We start from the raw sequence: 18,035 nt of genomic DNA, 5'->3' as shown, positions 1-18,035 counted from the left end.
AGGATAAAAGTGGAGTCAAATATACCACGAAGGAGATCATGTAATTGAAACAGCGAACATGGAAAAAGCTGCTTTCCCTGGTAACGGCAACAGCGGCGGCGGCAACGATTTTGACGAGCTTTATCGAAACGGCAGATGTCGCCAAAGCGGCGGAACAGCCTACGATCTTAAAGGTGTACGACGATCAATTGGGCACCGAGTTTAACAACAACAGTTGGGCGAATCACGATCTGGCGGACACAACGGTCGTGCACAGCGGGACTTCGTCGATCCGATTGAAGCCGAAAGGCGACGATGCTCTCTATCTCTACAAAAGCTGGATTATGCAAGTGTCCGATTTCCCCGTGCTCGAGTTATGGCTGAACGGCGGCAACGCCAGCGGCCAGCAATTGGAGATCGTATTCCAAACGGGCGGACAACCCGTAGCCAGCAAGCCGCTGAATCCGATTCAGGGCGGCTGGCAGAAAGTCAGCATTAATCTGGCGGAATTGAACCTCCCGCACGGTATTCTGGACGGAATTCTAATCCGGGGGACGACTCGCGACGAGCAAGCCGACGTTTACTTGGACGATATCTCGTTCATCCGCGAAACCGTCGTGACCGGTCTGAAAATCTCTCCTTCTCCGCTTCGGATGAACATGGAGGATCACGTCACGCTGTCCGTAGCTACGGCTTACTCCGATGGTAGCCAAACTCCCGTCGAACAAGGCATAGAGTGGACAACGGGCAACGATCAGGTTGCCGTCGTGCAGAACGGTTTAGTCACAGCGATCAACGCAGGAAAAACGACGCTGACCGCCCAATACGGTGACAAGAGCGCAACCGTTCCGGTTACGGTCATCGATCCGAACGAGACGCCAACCGAGCCTTCGGACGACCGTCCCGGGATCACCGTTTACGATGATGCCCTGTCTTCCGAATTTCAGGACAACAGCTGGGCGAATCACGATCTTGCTTCCGAGGATTTCGTTCGCTCCGGCAAAGTAGCCGTTCGAATGGATCCAAGCAACGATGCGGGTCTTTACTTCTACCGCGGAGTGGGCTCGGTGAATGTAAAAAATCACGATAGACTCGAGTTCTGGATCAACGGGGGAGAACAAGGCGGGCAACAAGCCGAACTTGTCTTGAATTCCGGAGGAAGCCCCGCTGGAGTCGTGAATATCGCTTCCCTGATCGAGGGCGGCGTCATCCCGGCGGACGAGTGGACGAAGGTAACCGTCGATCTGCCGCAATTAAAGCTAACTAACGGCATATTCGACGGAATTCTGATCCGGGGCGCTTCTGGCACCTCGCAAGGAAATCTGTATCTGGACGACATGCGGATTCTGGAGCGTTACGTGGCTCCTCCCGCTTTCGTGGAAGGCGTACTCTCGCAATACGGCGCGGTACTCGCTTCCGGCGATGTTTCAAGTCTTGCCTATGAAGCCCGATATAGCGACGGCTCCGTTCAAGACGTTACGAGCAAAGCCGAATGGACGTCCAGCGATCCGGCCGTCGTCGAGGTCGACAAAGGGGTACTGACAGCCAAGCAGGACGGGTTAGCCAAGATTACGGTTAACTTCGGCGGCGGTTCCTCCTCTATGTACGTTCAAGTCGTATCTTATGTACCCGAACCGGTCTATTCGGATGCGTTGTCTCCCGGCTATTCCAACTGGAGCTGGGGAACAAGCAACTTCGAGAATGAAACGCCGGTCGCATCCGGCAACAGATCAATCTCTTTCCAAGCGACAGGCTACCAGGGAATCTGGATGCACGGAGATACTCCGAAGGATTTGTCGCAATATTACGGATTAACCCTAAAGTTATACGGTAGCGGAGATGGCGGACAAAGACTGAGAGTGAATATGATGGACGGCCGCAGCTTCGCGGGCGATTTCGATCTCGACAAGTTGCTGCCGAACGGAATTCCTGCCGGCCAATGGACGGAAGTGAACCTGAAGTTCGCCGATCTTGGCTTAAGCGCCCTTGATTTCGACGGGCTTGTCGTTTCCGCCTGGGGAGAACATGATCAAGGCACCGTCTTTATCGACGATGTTAATTGGCTTAAGACGACAAGCCGCGTGGAATTGCCTGATCCCGAGGTTCCGGGCGTAACGGTATCCCTTGATTCAACCGCCGCTCAACGCACTCTCAGCGAAGGAATCTTCGGTGTCAACTTCGAGGATATGCCTTCCGCAGGCAAAACCGAAATGGACTTTCCGATCGAGCGCTGGGGCGGTAATCAAATGACCCGCTATAATTGGCAGCTCGATACGACGAATCGCGGCGGAGATTGGTATTTCCTGAATATCGCGAACCAAACGGGAAATCCCGATCAATTGCCTAAAGGCTCTCTTTCCGACAAGTTCATCTCGGATTCCATGCAAAGCGGAACCGACGTATTGCTGCAGATTCCGACGATCGGTTGGACGCCGAAGAGCCGCGAAACCGGTTGGAGCTTCTCCATCGATAAGTACAAAGATTTAGGCGAGCAAACCGGCAATGAGTGCGATTGGGGCGAGGCTTGGTGCCGATCCGACGCCGGAAACGGTAAGCTCAAGGGCGGTAAATACCTGACCGGCAACGATCCTAACGATACGAACAAGCCCGTTGGGACCGACTTCATAAAAGATTGGCTCACCCATCTGAAAGGGCAGTACGGATCGTATGTGAACAAGTATGCATTGGACAACGAACCGATGCTGTGGCCGCATTCCCATTGGGATGTCCATCCGCAAATGACGACCTACGACGAAGTATGGAATTATACGTCCGAATACGCCAAAGTAATTAAGGAAGCCGATCCGCAGTCCGAAATCTTCGGTCCTGTACCGTGGGGCTGGTGCGAGTACTTCTATTCCGCCAAGGATGGTTGTTATCCAGGCCAGGATATGGAAGATCATGACGGCAAGCCTTACTTGGAATGGTACTTGGAACAGGTAGAGAACTACCGCAAGGAAACGGGAACTCGTCTGGTCGACGTTCTCGATATCCACTATTACCCTGCCGAGAACAATGTGGCGTTTAACAGCGACGAGTCGCAGGCGATGACGAAGCGGAGACTGAACTCCTTGAAGTCTCTGTATGATCCGAATTTCACGGATTCTTCCTCTTGGATCCAAGAACCGGTGCAATTGATTCCTCGCATGCACGATATTATCGCAAGGAACGCGCCGGGAACGAAGCTGTCGATATCGGAGTACAACTTCGGGGATGGCATGGGAATCGGAAGCGGTCTTGCGCAAGCCGAAGCGCTCGCGATCTTCGCCCGCGAAGGAGTCGACTACGCGATGCGTTGGGGAGCGTTACCCGCGAATTCCCCGTTGGAAGACGCGTTTAAGCTGTTCTTAGACTACGACGGTCAAGGCAGCAAGATCACGGGGAACGTAATTAGCTCAACCAGTTCGAACCGCGACGCGGTAGGCTCCTACACGATCAAGTCGGAAGACGGAAAGACGTATATCCTGTTGTTCAACAAAGATACCGCGCCTCGCATGGCTAGCGTGAAGGCCGATTTCGGACTGTCGGGCACCGGTACGCTCTACCGTTTCGACGCCAAGAAGCGCTTAGCTCCAGCAGGCACGATCGAAGGGAACGAGGACGGCTTAGCTCTTCGTCTGCCGGCGAAATCGGCCACTCTGATCGTTATGCCGTAAGCTAATATGTTAAAAGCTCACCCGCCGTCCTAAGGGATGGCGCGGGTGAGCTTTATTGTTGTAGCCGATTTGGCCGAGTTCGCGTTCTAATCCTTGGATAAGCGGTAGGTAGTCGTAACGTTATTTTTCTAACGGAACCCACGGCTGCTATTTCGAGGAAAACAAGCGTTTTGAAATTGTAAACATTCCTGTAGGGCCTAGGATTTGGACTTAGACAAAAACAGGAGCGCCTCGTATGATGGGGGTGTCACGGGTCAATGCCCTAAAACCCATCATGGAGGCGCTTAAAATGAAGTCTACTCGAAACGACGCTACAAATCAACGTATTGAACGAATTACCAGTCATCATGCAATCGTAGGGATCGATATCGCTAAAGATGTACATGCCGCACAGGTTACGGATTTTCGCGGGCGGACGCTAACGCCGCGCCACGTTTCCTTTACGAACACAGAAGCCGGATTCCAGAAGCTGCTCCATTGGATGCAGGAGGCGGGGGCCAAACATGGCAAAACTTCTTTCCTTGTCGGCATGGAGCCCACAGGCCACTACTGGCATAATCTCGCTGACTGGCTGCTAAAGCAAGGCATCGAGGTCGTGCTGGTGAACCCGGTAACGACGCATCGCAATAAGGAAAACCGCGACAACAGTCCATCTAAGAACGACCCGAAGGACGCGCTCGTCATCGCCGATGTCGTCAGCCGAGGCTACTACACAAACTACGCGCCGCAAGAGCCTGTATTTGACGGAATCAAGGCCGCGATGAGCGCTCGGGAATACTGGGTGGGGCAGTCCATCGCCTTAGGTAATCGCATCGTGCGTTGGATAGACTTGTACTTTCCTGAGTTCCGAAGCGTATTCCTAGAATGGGACGGTGTCCGGTCGTTAGCAACATTAAAGGCTTTTCCACTGCCTGTCGATCTACAGCAACTGAATGCTGACGAGGTGATGGAGGGATGGCGAAGCCAGGGGATGCGACGCGTAGCTGGAGCCAGTGGCAAAGCAAAGGCTGTAGAACTGCTGAACGCGGCAGCACACAGTGTTGGGAAATCCAATACAAACGATGCCGCGCGGCACGATATCTTTCGCCTTTTGCATGTCTACAAAGAGACGCAACTCATACTCGAAGAGATGCAGCGAGAGATAGAGGCGCTCTTGGAGCAGGTGCCCGTTGTGCAGCAACTCCGCAGCTTACACGGTCTAGGCACGATCACCATTGCCTCTTTGCTTGGCTGCGCAGGCGGTCTGCATCACTACGCCCATGGAAGGCAACTGCTGCGCCGAGCCGGTCTCAATCTGGCGGAACGAACATCGGGAAAACACAAGGGCCAGATTAAGCTCTCCAAGCGGGGCGACAGCATGCTGCGCAAGTATTTGTACTTAGGGATGCTGAGCTTAGTGCGGCAGAATTCAGACTTCAAACATTGGCACGCCCGTAACCAGCTTAAAGGCATGTCGAAGATGTATTCCATCTTCAAGCTCATTGGAAAGCTCGCACGCATTTTAATTGGCATGATTCAACGTGGAGAAATGTATAGCAGCGGATCGCAAGATACGTTGGTCGCGTAGTCACAAGCAACACCCAGCACACCGAACAACTTACGAATACTGACCCATTCGTGGGACTTCAATGACAAAGAACGCACAGAGAACCGAGTATCAGTTCCGTCAGGGCAATTGACCCGTCTTCTAAACGTAATCGGTCTCCACGCCTTGGACAGGTACAACGAAGGAATGTAAGGGCAAAGACCCGTTGAGTCATGGGAGGGTGAACCTCCAAGGGGACAAGTGGAGCGTGCAGCAGAGCGTTAATGCGAAGTGCGATATAACGCGACTTCTGTTCCCGCATACCCGAACGTGTCATCGACGGCCGTCAGCCCTACGCCCCTATCGACCCACCTGACATCTAAGTCATTGAAATCCTGCGAATGAGTGAGCATTCGTGAGAAAAACCCTTAAATACGAGGGACGGAACTGAGCGCCTTTATTTATGCTCAAACGGCATGATTACATTAGAAAATGCTTAAATAAGAGCGTACATTTCCGTTACATTTTGGAAAGTGCTTTTTTAAGCAGAATAAGGGCTGTGGGTTCCGTTACAGCTTGAAACCGTCAACTTCTCATCAGCAATAATGGAGCAATATTTTCATTTCACTACGCGAAGCGGTAGTATAACAGCAAGAACGTCGCCAGCACGAGCAAGAAATTCAAGGCTACGAACACGATCCGATCCAGCTTCGTCTTGTGCATATCGACGGGGGGCTTGTAGAAGCTCACTCCTTCGATAATAAACAGCAGCAAAATAATATGGATCATGAAATGGCCGACAATTTCGATGTATCCGAAAAGCATCGTCGTCATGATGAAAATTAGCGTCAGGACGATCGACAGCAAGCGGTTCAAGATGCCTACGACAAGCAAATACCCGACTACGAACTCGATAAACGCCGCCAATACGATAAATACGGCCGGATCGAAACCGAACGTCGGCACGTGATGGTTCTCGACAATGTCTAGACTCATCGCGGGATAGATCCATTTTTCGACGGCCACCCAGCATAAGGAAAGCCCCGTACCCAAATACAGAAGCGGGAAAGACCACTTCTCGAATACCGTTCGGTTCAACCCTAAAGCCGCCGCAATCGCCAAGTAGAAGCCGTAATCGAGCATGTGGAAAAGTCCGTATTCGCCGACATAATACACGTAGAGAGCGAAGATAAGTACAGACGCCAGCTTGATGGGAATCGAATGCGGGATCAGCAATAAGGCAATCGTCGCCCATATCGTGATCTCGATCCAACCGTGGGGCGGTATAAACTCGGGCGCGAATAAGCTTCCCTCTAGCAGCGACCAGAGCAAAGCAACCGCCGTGCCGTATTGTAAAATCAGGAACGATCGCGGGCGCAGACGTTCAACTTGGCGATCCAATTTGCCCAATGCCGACAATTTCATGATCGAGGGGAGCAATTGCGTTAATACCGCGAGCAACAATGCAACGGCCAACGCCGTGCCCATGAATACCGGCGACAAGACATTATCCAATGCCTCCTTAACCGGCGTGACGTCCGTAAACCATTTCACGTGCGCGTAGTTAACCATATCCATCCGACCGACACCTGCTTCAACAAATTTAACTATCCTTACTTATGATCATCGGTTGCATCCTATGCGTTCATTAATTCATTGACATATATTAGTGAAAAGGGTATAATCATATATTGTAGAAGTAGTAACCCTCAGGTTTTTCCTCATTAAAAGGGTAATATTCCTCCGTTTTCCCACACATTCCTTATTTTGATCAAAGAATCGGCTGCTGGAAGGAAACACGAATTCTCACTGGCGCGGCCTCGGAGCCGCAAGAACGATGGAGAGGTAGGGCTATCGTTGTTTTCGTGAAAGTGAATTCAGGAAGAATCGCGCGGTTGCGCTTCAATATTTTAGACCCCCGAAGGACTCGTCCTCGGGGGTCGTCCAATATCCAGACCATAAATCAGGCAGCATTCCGTAACTCGGAATGCTGCCTGTCTTTCGTTTCGCTCGATTAATGGCCTACGATAATTGGAACTTCCGTATTGCCCGCGGATTCGCCTTCCGCTCTCTTCGGCTTCTGCAGCATTAAGCCCAGCAAACCGCCGACGATCGCAATTCCCAGCAAGATCAAGAACGTATACCCGAACGACGACGCATACAGATCCACGTCGGGCTTCTGTTTGCCTCCTTCGACCATCAGGTTCTGCATCTTGGTCGAAGAGATCGTCATTAAGATCGCGACCGCGAAGGACATCATGACTTGCTGCGCCGCATTGGTAAGCGAAGTTACGCGTCCTACCAGGTTCTGGGGCGCGGATTGAATCAAGTGAGTGTTCAACGGCATCATGAACAATCCCATACCCGCTCCGAGCAACGCAAGCGGCAGCATTACCGATCCGATTCCGGAGCTTCCGGAAATGTTGGACAACAGTAAGGCGGCTACCGCCGTCAAGGCCATCCCGGCCAATACGAGTGGACGGGCTCCGATACGGTCGGACAATTTCCCGCCGATCGGCATGAACAAGCCGGATGCCAACGCCTGCGGCAGCATGATCAAGCCTGTCTCAAGGGGGCTATAACCGTGAGCCTGCTGCAAGAACAAAGGAACAAGGAACATCGTTCCGAACATCGCGATTTGCGAAATCCATTGCACGATAATCCCTTTCGTAAAGTTACCCGAACGGAAAACCCGAAGCTCTAAGAGAGGGTTTTTGCGATTCATTTCCACGATGACGAAGAGGATCAAGGCCACGAGGCCTACTCCGGATCCGACCAGCGTTTGCCAATCCAACCAAGTGGATTTTCCGGTTACCGGATCGATGCCCCCGTGGGAAACACCGAAGACAAGAGCGGCAAATGCCAAGGGTCCTAGGATCATGCCGAGAGTATCCAATGTCGCCACCGTCTGGCGTTCGATATTAGGCAAAGTGCGAATACCTAGGAAGATACCGATGATACCGATTGGGATATTGATCAAGAAGATCCATTGCCAGCTGTGATACTCCACGAACCATCCTGCCACGACCGGACCAAGCGCGGGACCGAGCAAGATCGGGATCCCCATCATACCCATGATGGTTCCGACTTTCCCGGGAGGCGACAAGCGATAGATGAACGCCATCGCGATCGGCACGACGACGCCGCCGCCAAGTCCCTGAATAATGCGGAAAGCGATTAGCGTTTCGACGCTAGTAGCGAGCGCGCATAACAACGACCCTGCGGTAAACAATCCTACCGAAATGAGGAAAATTTTCTTGGCGCCGAACCGATCCGACAACCACCCGGCCAAAGGAATAACCGCAGCCTGGGCTAAAGCGTAACCGATGACGGTCCACTGAACCAACGACAGATTCAACAAGTTGAATTCTTGCTGTAGCTTGGGAAGAGCGACGTTAACGGCCGTTCCGTCTAGTATAACCATGAAGATACCTACGACGATCGCGACTAACGGCCCCAATATGCTACGAATAGAAAATGGGGCTTCCGTTGAAGCCGGTGCTGCTTTGGTAGACATGTATAGCCTCCTATCCATCTTAGAGCTTCCTCCGCGCAGTCTCTCTCAACCATTGACCGTAACATTCGTTAACGGTACAATATGTATATATGGACCCTACGAAGGAATACCCGCATTGATAACGGACAATTGTCCGCTTAATTTCGATGTTACCGGACAATTGTCCGGATGTCAACATGATTCAATGTTAAAATTCTGTAAAACGAGGGGGCTAGTATGTGTCCATTCGTCGGGAACGTAGAGACGCGGTCGAGAACCGTCAGTTAATTCTCCAGACCGCGCATGAGCTCTTCAATGAACATGGCGTGCAGCCCGTCAGCATGCATCAGATCGCCAAGACGGCCGGCATCGGACAAGCAACTCTATACCGTAGATACGCTCACAAAGGGGATCTATGCTTAGATATTCTCGATGATTATAGCCTTCAGCTTATGGAGCAGATAAGAGATTACCTTGAGAACAATAAGCAGACGTCCGCCATCGAGCGGCTAGGCGGGATTATCGATTTCTGGATCGACGCGATCGAAGAAAAGTCCGGCTTGATATCCGGATTAATGATGGCGATGGAATCCAAAATGAACTGCAACGATGAACGAGGCAACTTTTTTCAAACGCCCTTCTATCTATTTTTCAGGAACAGCTTGTCAGGGCTCCTGAATGAAATCATCGAAGCCGATTCGGGCGCTCCGCTCGATACCGAAGTCGCAGCCCACTTCTTCATGTGCGCCATGTCTCCGCTAGGTTATTTCCACATCAAGCACGAGAAGGGCTACAACGCGGATCAGGTCAAAGAGCACCTTCGCAAGTTATGTCGAACGATAGTCGCCAAAAAATAATAAAAAAGGCTGATCCTCTTAGCAGAACCGCGATTCTGCACAGTTGATCAGCCTTTTTCCTATAATTATGCTCCGTAGGTACCTTTCTGGCGTTCGCGGGATACGCGAAGCTTTCTTTCGAGTACGATCAGTACCGCCGTGACCACTTCGACTAAGAAAACGGCAGCTAGCGCATCCATGATGACGTGTTGCTTCACGAACAAAGTGGACATAATAATAAGGCTCGACATCCCCGTTATTAACGTGACGTTCCATTTGTTACGGAAAGAGCTGGTCCAAATCGCTCTCATCACCATATAACTGGAGAAGCAGTGTATGCTCGGAAAACAGTTATAAGGCTGATCGCGGTTATAAATGTATCGCATGAGCTCGGAGAACGGATCGTTGCCCACGATCATCGGACGATCTACCGTCGTTTGGAATACGGAGTAGATCAAATAACAAAGCAAAGCGCACACCGCGTACGTTAACAACGAACGATAATACACGTTAATATCCTTCATGAAGAAATAGATCAAGCAAACGTAAATGTAGAAAATCCAGATCGAGTAAGGCACGGCAAAAAATTTAACGAACGGTATCGCTTCGTCGACGCCCGTGACCAACCGATAAACTTCTTGATTTTCGATATTGTTGGTCATTGCGTACATCCATCCGAGGACGGGAAAAACCAGCATCAAGATTAACGGCGCGTATTTCTTCCATTCTATATTTTTGAAGACCACTATCTAACCCCCCTATATATATCTATAACGCCCTTTGTTTATTCATGTTTAGGCAACTGGCTTACGTAACTGTCGGAAAGTCGCAATAGCTCCAACGCTCGATTATATTCATCTTCCGTTGAATCGGTCTCGGCAGCTTTCCCGCCGTCATACGGAAAGTTCGTTCCGTCATCGAAGTTCAGTCCGGGCACGAATATTCCTTTGTCGTTCACGAACGAACCTGAAGGCAAGTAATAACGCTGAGGCAGCAAGTTGCTCGTTTCATTCAGCAGATCTTGTCCGAAATGGATATGACCTTCCAGAGAGATCCCGAGCAAGTTCGCGATCGTCGGGAAAATATCGACTTGTCCTCCGGTTTGATTCAGCCTTTGCGGCTCCTTCGCGCTCGGATCGATCACGATTAACGGAATGTTCATCATTTCGGTATACCCGTAATCCCGACCATAGATTTCCTTCATCAGGTTCTTCTCGTCGTCGCTAAGCGAATAGATCGGCAGTCCTAAATGATCGCCGTAAATGACGAGCACCGAATTGTCCCATAGACCGTTTTCCTTGAGCTTATCGATGAAGAGTCCTATCGAATAATCCGTATAATTCTGAGCCTGGATATAGTTGCCGACAAGCGTATCCTGGTATCTCTCCGGCAGCTCGAACCGCACCTTGCGTTCCGGAATATTGAAAGGATGATGCGATGACATCGAGATGATCTGCGAATAGAACGGCTTGCCCGACTGACTCATCTTCAGCAATTCGTCCGCGGTTTTCGCGTAGAGCACTTCATCGGACGATCCGAAGAATACCATGTCTTCGCCGCCGAAAAACTCGGAATCGTAATAGCGATCGAATCCCAATGCCTTATAGAGCTCCTTGCGATTCCAGAATTGGACGTCGTTCGTATGGAAAGTCGCCGTCTGATATCCGTGTTCCTTAAATACTTTAGGCATGCTCGGAAGTGCCAAGTCTCCATAATCTTGAGCCGCGGCGCCGTGTTTGGGAATATAGAACGATGTGTTCACGACGAACTCGGCATCCGACGTATTGCCCTGCCCGACTTGCTGATAGAAATGCGGGAAGTAAATATTTTCTTTGATCAGCTTGTTCATGACAGGCGTAACTTCTTTTCCTTCGATCTTGAGATCAAGCAAGAAGTTCTGCGTGGCTTCAAGCTGCAAAACGATTACGTTCTTTCCTTGCGCCTGTCCCCAATAAAGCGGCACGGCCGGTTGCTGTTCGCCTTTCAATTCGGCGATCGCTTCCGGAGTTATGTTGCTCGGGTCTTCGACGTCTTTCATTGCGCTTGCGAATACGGCGTAAGCCTCATAATTCAATATTCCCATATTCTCCGCTTGCTTCAGTTCGTTAATGCTGTCGCGATGAATCCAAATATTCGTAAAACATCCCGCCAACGATAGCAGGAAGATTGCCGAGATCAGCACGTTCGATTCGCGTATGGCAAGCGATTTGCCCCATGTTCGAAACCGACGGCTGAAGAACAGCAGCAAGAACGCAACAACGTCGGTATAAATAAACAAGAAGTACGGGTGAAGCAAGGAAAAGACGCTCCCCTTCACTTCCGTCACCTGATTTACTTGCTGCAAGGCATGATAAGTGACGATGACCCCGAAATATTTGTAGTACATAATGACCGCGAAGAAGATCGTCGTTAGAAATAGATTAACGGCCAAGTACACGCCCAGTTTTCTGCGAGGAGCAATCCATTCGATTAGGCAGAACAAAACCCAGACGGATGTGATCCCCGTAGCGAGTTGCATCCACATGGATGAGCTATCGAAAACAACAAATCGGGCAAGAAAAATCTTAATCACCATTAGAGCGGTGAAGAAGACGAACGGTTTGGTTAGCCAAACCCCCCATTTTATGGATTTCACGTCATTCACCCCCGGAACCTTATCTATTATAACGAATGTAAACTCAGTGTTAAAGCGTTAGCTATAGGAAGATCACCTAAAGGTTGGCTAAAGATTTCAGCGTCGCGTATAATGAAACAAAACTTGAAAAGGGGCATCCCAATGGCCATTGCTTATACGAGAGAGTACGATCAGATTCTGGATGACTTGTCCCGCGCTTTGACAACGGTTCCGCGCTTCTATGAAGCCTTCGAGATGGAAACGGACGATTGGGAGGGCCTTAGCAAGGATGAACGAGAAATTTGCATCCGCACTTTAGCCGACGACCTATTCTACGTTCTGGGCACCGAGTCGTCAACCGACGTTGGTCTAGGGAACGCGGTATACGATCCCGGACACGCCGTCATCAAGATAACGGCTAACGAGCAGCTCGTTCACGTCATTTCCTTGCGGGAATAACCCGCTTTAACAGCTCTGATCTGGAAGGCCAAGTATAGGAAGAACAGAGTTAATACCGCGCCTATGCCCATGACCGAATGATTAACGGGGACGTTCATCTGTCTTAGCGTCAGATAGAGGAACAGTCCCATTACCGTCAACGCGTTCTCCACGAAATTTTGCACGGCGATCGTCCTGCCCGAGCCGATGACGGTTTTACCTTCTTCTTGAAGCATCGTATTCAGCGGAATGAGGAATATGCCTCCCATGACGCCGGTAACAAATAGAAGCGTGACCGTTAGCCATAGTTCGTTCGTGAAGTTAGCGGACATAACGGCTGCGACCATAGCAATGCCGTAGAAGAATCCCCGGTATAGCCTGCCTTCCGGCACTAGCTTAGGAGTCAGCCAAGCGCTGGCGACGACTCCGAGCGCCGTAACGCCTATAATCATCGATTGTTGGTCCGTATCCTCGATTCCCAGATTAATCGGCAACCATGCGATGAGAGCAATCCGAAGCACCGAAGCCGTAAGCCAGAAGGCGCCCGTGCCGATAAGGGAGAACCGGCTTCTGCGGTTCCGGAAGAGCTTAACGACGTCGCGGAAAAATTGACCCGCCGCGCTTTGGTAACGAATGTTCGGATTGCCCGCCCTGACCGGAACGAAAAAAGTCATGCTCAACGATAGCAGGTAGATGAATAGGCAAACAATGATCGCCGGCAAGTCGGACCTAGCGGCAAGGAAACCGCCGGCGACCGTACCCAGCAAGATCGCAAGAATCGTCGACCCCTCCACCTGGGCGTTTGCCCTCAGCAGATCCTTCTCGTTGTTCGTTAATTCCGATAAAATGCCGTATTTTCCAGGAGAATAGACGACTGCCCCGACGCCGACGAAGAAGAAGCATAGTACCGGCGGTACTCCGAGCAATAGCAGCAGGATCCCCGTCGATTTCAATACGTTTCCTAGCAGAAGAACGTGCGATTTCGCATTTTTGTCCGCGAAGGCTCCAACGATCGGCGCCAGCACGACGTATGCGATCAGAAACGCCATTTGAATATATGTAACCGTCCCATCCGGATCCGATACGCCTTCCCTTTTGACCAGTCCGACGATGAGAAAGAAATTCAGATTATCCGCGAACGCGCTTAAGAACTGCGTCCATACGACCGCATTTAACGGTGATAGCTTATTGATTAACCGCCGCAACTTCGTCCACCCCTTCATATTTAGCCATATCATTATACTCCTTCTCGGTAGGTTCGTCCTAAGCGGATGTAATTTTTAAACAAAAACGGACGATCTGTCTATCGTTTAGCAGAACTAGAGGATCGTCGAATTGACAAATCCAAGCTTTCAACGCTATCATTTGGATAACAAATGATAATGATTATCACCAAATAGAAAGCGGGATGGGATTCCATTGGACTTGACCCTGTTCGAAGATCACTTTCATATCTCAGTCAAAGGTTCCGAAACCCCTCTTATCTCCGTACCCGCTCCTCTGATCCTTCAAGAGAATCGAATGAGAGAAGTGCTTCAACTGGGCTCGGGACTCGTCAAGGGAATCGGCCTGGAGCTTGCCGTCTCCTACATCGGACTTGCCTTCTTCGGTTTAGCGGCAACCAAGCAAGTCGTCATGTCCCAATACAATCGGATATTGGATCTGTCTTTAGACAACTTGACGATTCAATTGGAAACGCACAACGACCACGCGCATGTCGTTCTTAAGTTATCGGAAATCAAATGGACGGAGCTGCCGACGGAAGGCCGAGAGACTGCCGTTCGCTCGGAATGGACGCGGTACTTCTCCGAGACGATGAATCCTCTCGTGGAAGCAGCCGCATCGGCCGGCGGATTTAAACCGGCGATCATCTGGAACCAGTACGGCGCCCGCGTCGCATACTTAATGGATTATTTGCGGAAGCTCATCCCGGAAGGCCCGATTCGCCAAGTGATCGACGAGGATTACTTGCTGCTGGCCGGCATGCCCGGGGAAACCTTCAACCGCAGGAAGAACCCTTACGAACATACCCCTTGTTATCTCGACAGTCCTTACGAACCAGGCGGTCAAATCATGATGCGCTCCGCATGCTGTATGTACTATAAACGAGAGAGCGGAACGAAATGTTATAATTGCCCGATCCTTAAAGACGGAGAACGTTCCGAATTGAAGGCGCGGATTGAAGCGGAGAGGAAAGAACGCACCGCATAAGCATAAACGCCCCCTAACCGAACCTGCTGGCAAGATCAGCCGGTTCGGTTGCGTTTGCCGCGGAAAATGGCAAACTCGTTGTCCCGCAAGGAATGCATGACTCCAGACCCAAAGGAAACACAACCTAAGTCCGTTCGTTTCTCTGAGTACTTTAGTCATCGCGGCGGTTTCCAACTTATCCCGATTATGATTAGCTTAATAAGCCGATCATTCGGCAATCGATTATCGGGAGGATCCTCATGCGTCGCCGGACAGTATTCAGCTTCATCATCGCGCTATTGTGCTTCAGCGGCACCGCTTACGCGAAAGAACAAACGACCTTGCCTTTTAAAGACATCAAAGGCCATTGGGCCGAAAAAACGATCACGGAAATGGTCGCCAAGGGGATTCTGGACGGCTATCCGAACGGCTCTTTCCAGCCGGATCAGCCCGTTAAAGTAGACCAGTTCATCAAGATGCTTATTCTCTCCTACTCCGATATTCATCAGAACGGAGAACGCAGCTTCACCCCTTCGTTCCTGCAGTCCCTGAGTACGGAGAATCAAACGATAATCAAGCAGGACTACCGTTACTTTACGTTTAAGTCCGCGACCGTCGGCTATTGGGCGAAGCCTTACATCGATATCGCAAGCGATCTGCATTTCTTGAACAGAAGCCGCTACAGCGATTTCCAAGGGGATATGACGAGGGAAAACGTAGCCGAGGTGCTCTATTATACGCTTCAGGAAACCGAATTCCTGGAAGACACCCAGTTCGGACAGCAGCTTGCGCAAGCGTACGGCGACCTTAGAAGCGCAACGGAACGCGAGCAGAAATTTATCGCGGAAGCATTGGTTAAAGGAATTATGGAAGGCTATCCGAACGGCTACTTCGGCGTCGGAGACAAAGTTACCCGCGCTCAAGCGCTCGTCCTTTTGAACCGGCTTACGAACAAGGAGAAGAGAATCGCGGTTATAGCCCCATCCTCGGACAAGCTGCGGCTTGCCGTTCCGACGACAGGCGGCGGTATGAAAACGATCGTGTTCCCCGATCAGCGGATGCGGGACGCCTACGACGTTCTGAAGCTGGCAGGAGAGCAAAGAGGGACTAATCAGGTATTGCTCGATACGACGTTAAGGCTGTTTAAGGATCAGAAAGAGAAAGATACCGTCACGGCCTCATCCGCGGGCGTTGCCAAGCCGCAAGAAGAAACGGCATTATGGCTCGATCCGCAATATAACGCCTACGGAATTACGATTCAGCTCCGCGAGGGTACGCTCGCGCGTAATCAAGAGGCCGTCGAAACGTTCTCCAATTACTTGTTCGGGTATAACGCTGCTACGTTCCGCAAGTGGTTCAATGAAGTCTGCACCCATGTCGAAGCGGGAAAGACGGTTTCCTCCAAGCAAGTTACGATCGGCGAAGATAAGGTAGACATCCTCGTCGACGGCGGCAATAAAACGGTCATCTTCTCCATAACGAAGAAGCTTGGCTAGCAATTAATCCGTATAGGAACATGAACAGGGGCATCCAAGCTTGGCTTGGATGCCCCTGTTGCGCGATGGTCCGACATGATCAGCTATTTCGCGCCGACGCCTGCAACCAACCTCTCGATCTCCGCTTGCAGATCCTCCGGTTCGGTCGAATAGTTGTACATGCCTAGGAACGTTTCCTTGGCTCGCTCATCCTTGGCGACGAGATGATAAGCAGCCGCTACTTCCGGCGGTACCGGTTTATTTTGCGTGAATTGGCACCCCATCCAGAAGCGGGACATGAGCTTCGCTTCCATGGCCGATTGATAGACCCCGCTCATCGCCTCCCACTTCGTCTGCCATTCGTCGGCCTCGAATTGAGACAATATTTCCGTAAGCATGTGAGCCCCGTATATCGCGTCGTGCATCCCTTGGCCAATCGCGGGATCCTTGAAGGTTAGCGCGTCTCCGAGCAGCGCCCAACCTTGGCCCATGCCCACGTACCAATCGTTATCGTAGCCGTGCAATCCTTTAATGGATTCCGACTCCGCAAACTCCGCTACCCTGAAGCGATCGGCCAACGTCGTATGCGCGAACCCTTCTTCGATCAAATCTTGAATGCCGTTCGCGGGATTCGACTTAAACCTCTCCATCCAAGCCGAGTCCACTAGCGGGAACATCACCCCGACAACATGCAAACGATCGCTGGTCGGGAACACGATCGCCAACTTATCCTGGTTCTTATAGAACTCCACGTGCGACTCGCCTTCTTGCTCGAAGCCTCGGACATACGCGACATAGGAGGCGAAGTCGGTCGGCACGACGATTTTGCGTTCGCTGCCGGCCCATTCCCTGACTTTGGACATCCTTCCGTCGGCGCCTACGACGAGACGAGCCGTAAATTTCTCGTCCTCTCCCTCGCCATCCTTGCGTTTTCCTACCACGCCGGAGATTATGCCGCCCTCCTCGATCAGGGAAGTTACGCGAAAGCCTTCGATCGTCGTTACGCCCGTCTGGGCTTTGGCATTCTCGAACAAGATATGATCGATATATTTACGACGAATGCACAAGCATCCCCTGATTCCGTCCGTCTCCGGGAACAGACCGTCGATCACCGCTCCGTCGAAGTCGATATGCGCCCTGCGGTAAATCTTCGTATTCGTCTGCAACAGCGCATCCAGTACCCCCATATCGCGAAGCATACCGAGCGAATTGCTGTAGATGTTGTGGGTGGAAAGCGTATCGCTCGGGAACGTCCCTCGATCCAGCAATAACACCTTATACCCCTCCTTGGCCATTAAATAGGCCAAGGAGGAGCCGGCTATTCGCGCCCCTACCACTATGACGTCATACGATTTGTCCATAATTATTCTCCCTCTCCCGATTAACCTTCTTTTCCATTCCTACTCATCGTAAATGTCCGACAAGTCATATGACCAGTTACCCCGGTCATCAAGGCGGTCATGGAAAATAACAGTAAAATCTCGAGGGAGTCGAGTATTTAAGACAAAGAAAGAGAGCACCTCACGCGGTGCTCTCCCACAAAATTGGTTATCCGATTGAAACGCCTTTGCGAAGGGACTTCTGATCCCGGCTCGTATTCACGAGCATCGGAAGCATCTTCGTTCCGCTCTCCATCGGCATGTGACACAACCCGCATGTCGGAGCCGTTTCGAACGCGAAATTATCTCTCATCCATCCATTGCAATTTTCACTCGTGCAAGACCAGATCGCCGTCATTTCTTCAGGAATTTCCTCAAGCACCTTTTTCCGTGAGTACATGGACGAGCCCCCTTTTGCTATAGCATAACCAAAAAAAATGCCCTTAA

The 18,035-nt window shown here is 51.1% G+C and carries 14 protein-coding genes; 6 read left to right on the top strand and 8 right to left on the bottom strand.

Translation table 11 applies throughout. The annotated features are described in order from the left end of the window. Window positions 1-44: 44 nt before the first annotated feature. Both HH215_RS28200 and HH215_RS28195 read left to right on the top strand, forming a co-directional pair. On the top strand, window positions 45-3,635 hold the full coding sequence (locus HH215_RS28200; protein WP_169282921.1) for a glycoside hydrolase family 44 protein: 3,591 nt from the start codon (window positions 45-47) through the stop codon (window positions 3,633-3,635). Between the two features lie 289 nt (window positions 3,636-3,924). Further along, window positions 3,925-5,202 (top strand): IS110 family RNA-guided transposase, encoded by a 1,278-nt coding sequence (locus HH215_RS28195; protein WP_169284195.1) that lies wholly within the window; start codon window positions 3,925-3,927, stop codon window positions 5,200-5,202. Window positions 5,203-5,441: 239 nt separating this feature from the next. On the opposite strand, the gene HH215_RS36765 is transcribed toward HH215_RS28195, so the two are convergent. The 3 genes from HH215_RS36765 to HH215_RS28185 all read right to left on the bottom strand — a co-directional run bounded on the left by HH215_RS36765 (window position 5,442) and on the right by HH215_RS28185 (window position 8,677). Next, complete coding sequence (locus HH215_RS36765) at window positions 5,442-5,573, bottom strand: hypothetical protein (RefSeq protein ID WP_256376626.1); 132 nt, start codon at window positions 5,571-5,573, stop codon at window positions 5,442-5,444. Between the two features lie 214 nt (window positions 5,574-5,787). Next, complete coding sequence (locus HH215_RS28190) at window positions 5,788-6,738, bottom strand: DoxX family membrane protein (protein ID WP_169282920.1); 951 nt, start codon at window positions 6,736-6,738, stop codon at window positions 5,788-5,790. Between the two features lie 436 nt (window positions 6,739-7,174). Further along, window positions 7,175-8,677 carry an MDR family MFS transporter gene (locus HH215_RS28185; RefSeq protein ID WP_169282919.1) on the bottom strand — a complete coding sequence of 501 codons (1,503 nt, stop codon included), beginning with the start codon at window positions 8,675-8,677 and terminating at the stop codon, window positions 7,175-7,177. 218 nt (window positions 8,678-8,895) lie between these two features. Between HH215_RS28185 and HH215_RS28180 the strand changes: the two genes are divergently transcribed. Next, entirely contained in the window at window positions 8,896-9,513 is a 618-nt protein-coding gene (locus tag HH215_RS28180; RefSeq protein WP_169282918.1) for a TetR/AcrR family transcriptional regulator, read from the top strand. Between the two features lie 65 nt (window positions 9,514-9,578). On the opposite strand, the gene HH215_RS28175 is transcribed toward HH215_RS28180, so the two are convergent. Further along, window positions 9,579-10,238: a phosphatase PAP2 family protein gene (locus HH215_RS28175; protein ID WP_169282917.1), complete on the bottom strand. Its 660-nt coding sequence runs from the start codon at window positions 10,236-10,238 to the stop codon at window positions 9,579-9,581. 38 nt (window positions 10,239-10,276) lie between these two features. Next, the gene (locus HH215_RS28170; protein WP_310735509.1) at window positions 10,277-12,127 is read right to left on the bottom strand and encodes an LTA synthase family protein; all 1,851 of its coding nucleotides are present in this window, start codon (window positions 12,125-12,127) and stop codon (window positions 10,277-10,279) included. A gap of 141 nt (window positions 12,128-12,268) precedes the next feature. Between HH215_RS28170 and HH215_RS28165 the strand changes: the two genes are divergently transcribed. Then, window positions 12,269-12,565: a hypothetical protein gene (locus HH215_RS28165; protein ID WP_169282916.1), complete on the top strand. Its 297-nt coding sequence runs from the start codon at window positions 12,269-12,271 to the stop codon at window positions 12,563-12,565. On the opposite strand, the gene lplT is transcribed toward HH215_RS28165, so the two are convergent. Next, on the bottom strand, window positions 12,541-13,782 hold the full coding sequence (lplT, locus tag HH215_RS28160) for a lysophospholipid transporter LplT (protein WP_169282915.1): 1,242 nt from the start codon (window positions 13,780-13,782) through the stop codon (window positions 12,541-12,543). The two genes, HH215_RS28165 and lplT, sit on opposite strands and share 25 nt — an antisense overlap. 283 nt (window positions 13,783-14,065) lie before the next feature. Here lplT and HH215_RS28155 point away from each other — a divergent pair, with 283 nt between their 5' ends. Beyond that, window positions 14,066-14,755, top strand: a complete 690-nt coding sequence (locus tag HH215_RS28155; protein ID WP_169282914.1) for a (2Fe-2S)-binding protein — start codon at window positions 14,066-14,068, stop codon at window positions 14,753-14,755. A 239-nt stretch (window positions 14,756-14,994) separates the two neighbouring features. After that, a complete protein-coding gene (locus tag HH215_RS28150) occupies window positions 14,995-16,230 on the top strand; it encodes an S-layer homology domain-containing protein (protein WP_169282913.1) in 1,236 nt (411 codons plus the stop codon). 83 nt (window positions 16,231-16,313) lie between these two features. Here the strand turns inward: HH215_RS28150 and HH215_RS28145 are convergent, their stop codons facing one another. Continuing rightward, window positions 16,314-17,570: an NAD(P)/FAD-dependent oxidoreductase gene (locus HH215_RS28145; protein ID WP_169282912.1), complete on the bottom strand. Its 1,257-nt coding sequence runs from the start codon at window positions 17,568-17,570 to the stop codon at window positions 16,314-16,316. Between the two features lie 187 nt (window positions 17,571-17,757). Further along, the gene (locus HH215_RS28140; RefSeq protein WP_169282911.1) at window positions 17,758-17,988 is read right to left on the bottom strand and encodes a cold-shock protein; all 231 of its coding nucleotides are present in this window, start codon (window positions 17,986-17,988) and stop codon (window positions 17,758-17,760) included. Between the last annotated feature and the right edge of the window lie 47 nt (window positions 17,989-18,035).

Origin of the sequence: Cohnella herbarum (genome assembly GCF_012849095.1) — a bacterium.
Classification (GTDB): domain Bacteria; phylum Bacillota; class Bacilli; order Paenibacillales; family Paenibacillaceae; genus Cohnella; species Cohnella herbarum.
This window is presented reverse-complemented; position numbering and strand designations above follow the sequence as displayed.

Bases quoted from the DNA above. Each gene is read 5' to 3' on its own strand.
- HH215_RS28195 (WP_169284195.1), top strand. From the start codon at position 3,925: ATGAAGTCTACTCGAAACGACGCTACAAATCAACGTATTGAACGAATT.
- HH215_RS36765 (WP_256376626.1), bottom strand. From the start codon at position 5,573: ATGCTCACTCATTCGCAGGATTTCAATGACTTAGATGTCAGGTGGGTC.
- HH215_RS28190 (WP_169282920.1), bottom strand. From the start codon at position 6,738: ATGGATATGGTTAACTACGCGCACGTGAAATGGTTTACGGACGTCACG.
- HH215_RS28185 (WP_169282919.1), bottom strand. From the start codon at position 8,677: ATGTCTACCAAAGCAGCACCGGCTTCAACGGAAGCCCCATTTTCTATT.
- HH215_RS28165 (WP_169282916.1), top strand. From the start codon at position 12,269: ATGGCCATTGCTTATACGAGAGAGTACGATCAGATTCTGGATGACTTG.
- lplT (WP_169282915.1), bottom strand. From the start codon at position 13,782: ATGATATGGCTAAATATGAAGGGGTGGACGAAGTTGCGGCGGTTAATC.
- HH215_RS28155 (WP_169282914.1), top strand. From the start codon at position 14,066: ATGAGAGAAGTGCTTCAACTGGGCTCGGGACTCGTCAAGGGAATCGGC.
- HH215_RS28150 (WP_169282913.1), top strand. From the start codon at position 14,995: ATGCGTCGCCGGACAGTATTCAGCTTCATCATCGCGCTATTGTGCTTC.
- HH215_RS28145 (WP_169282912.1), bottom strand. From the start codon at position 17,570: ATGGACAAATCGTATGACGTCATAGTGGTAGGGGCGCGAATAGCCGGC.
- HH215_RS28140 (WP_169282911.1), bottom strand. From the start codon at position 17,988: ATGTACTCACGGAAAAAGGTGCTTGAGGAAATTCCTGAAGAAATGACG.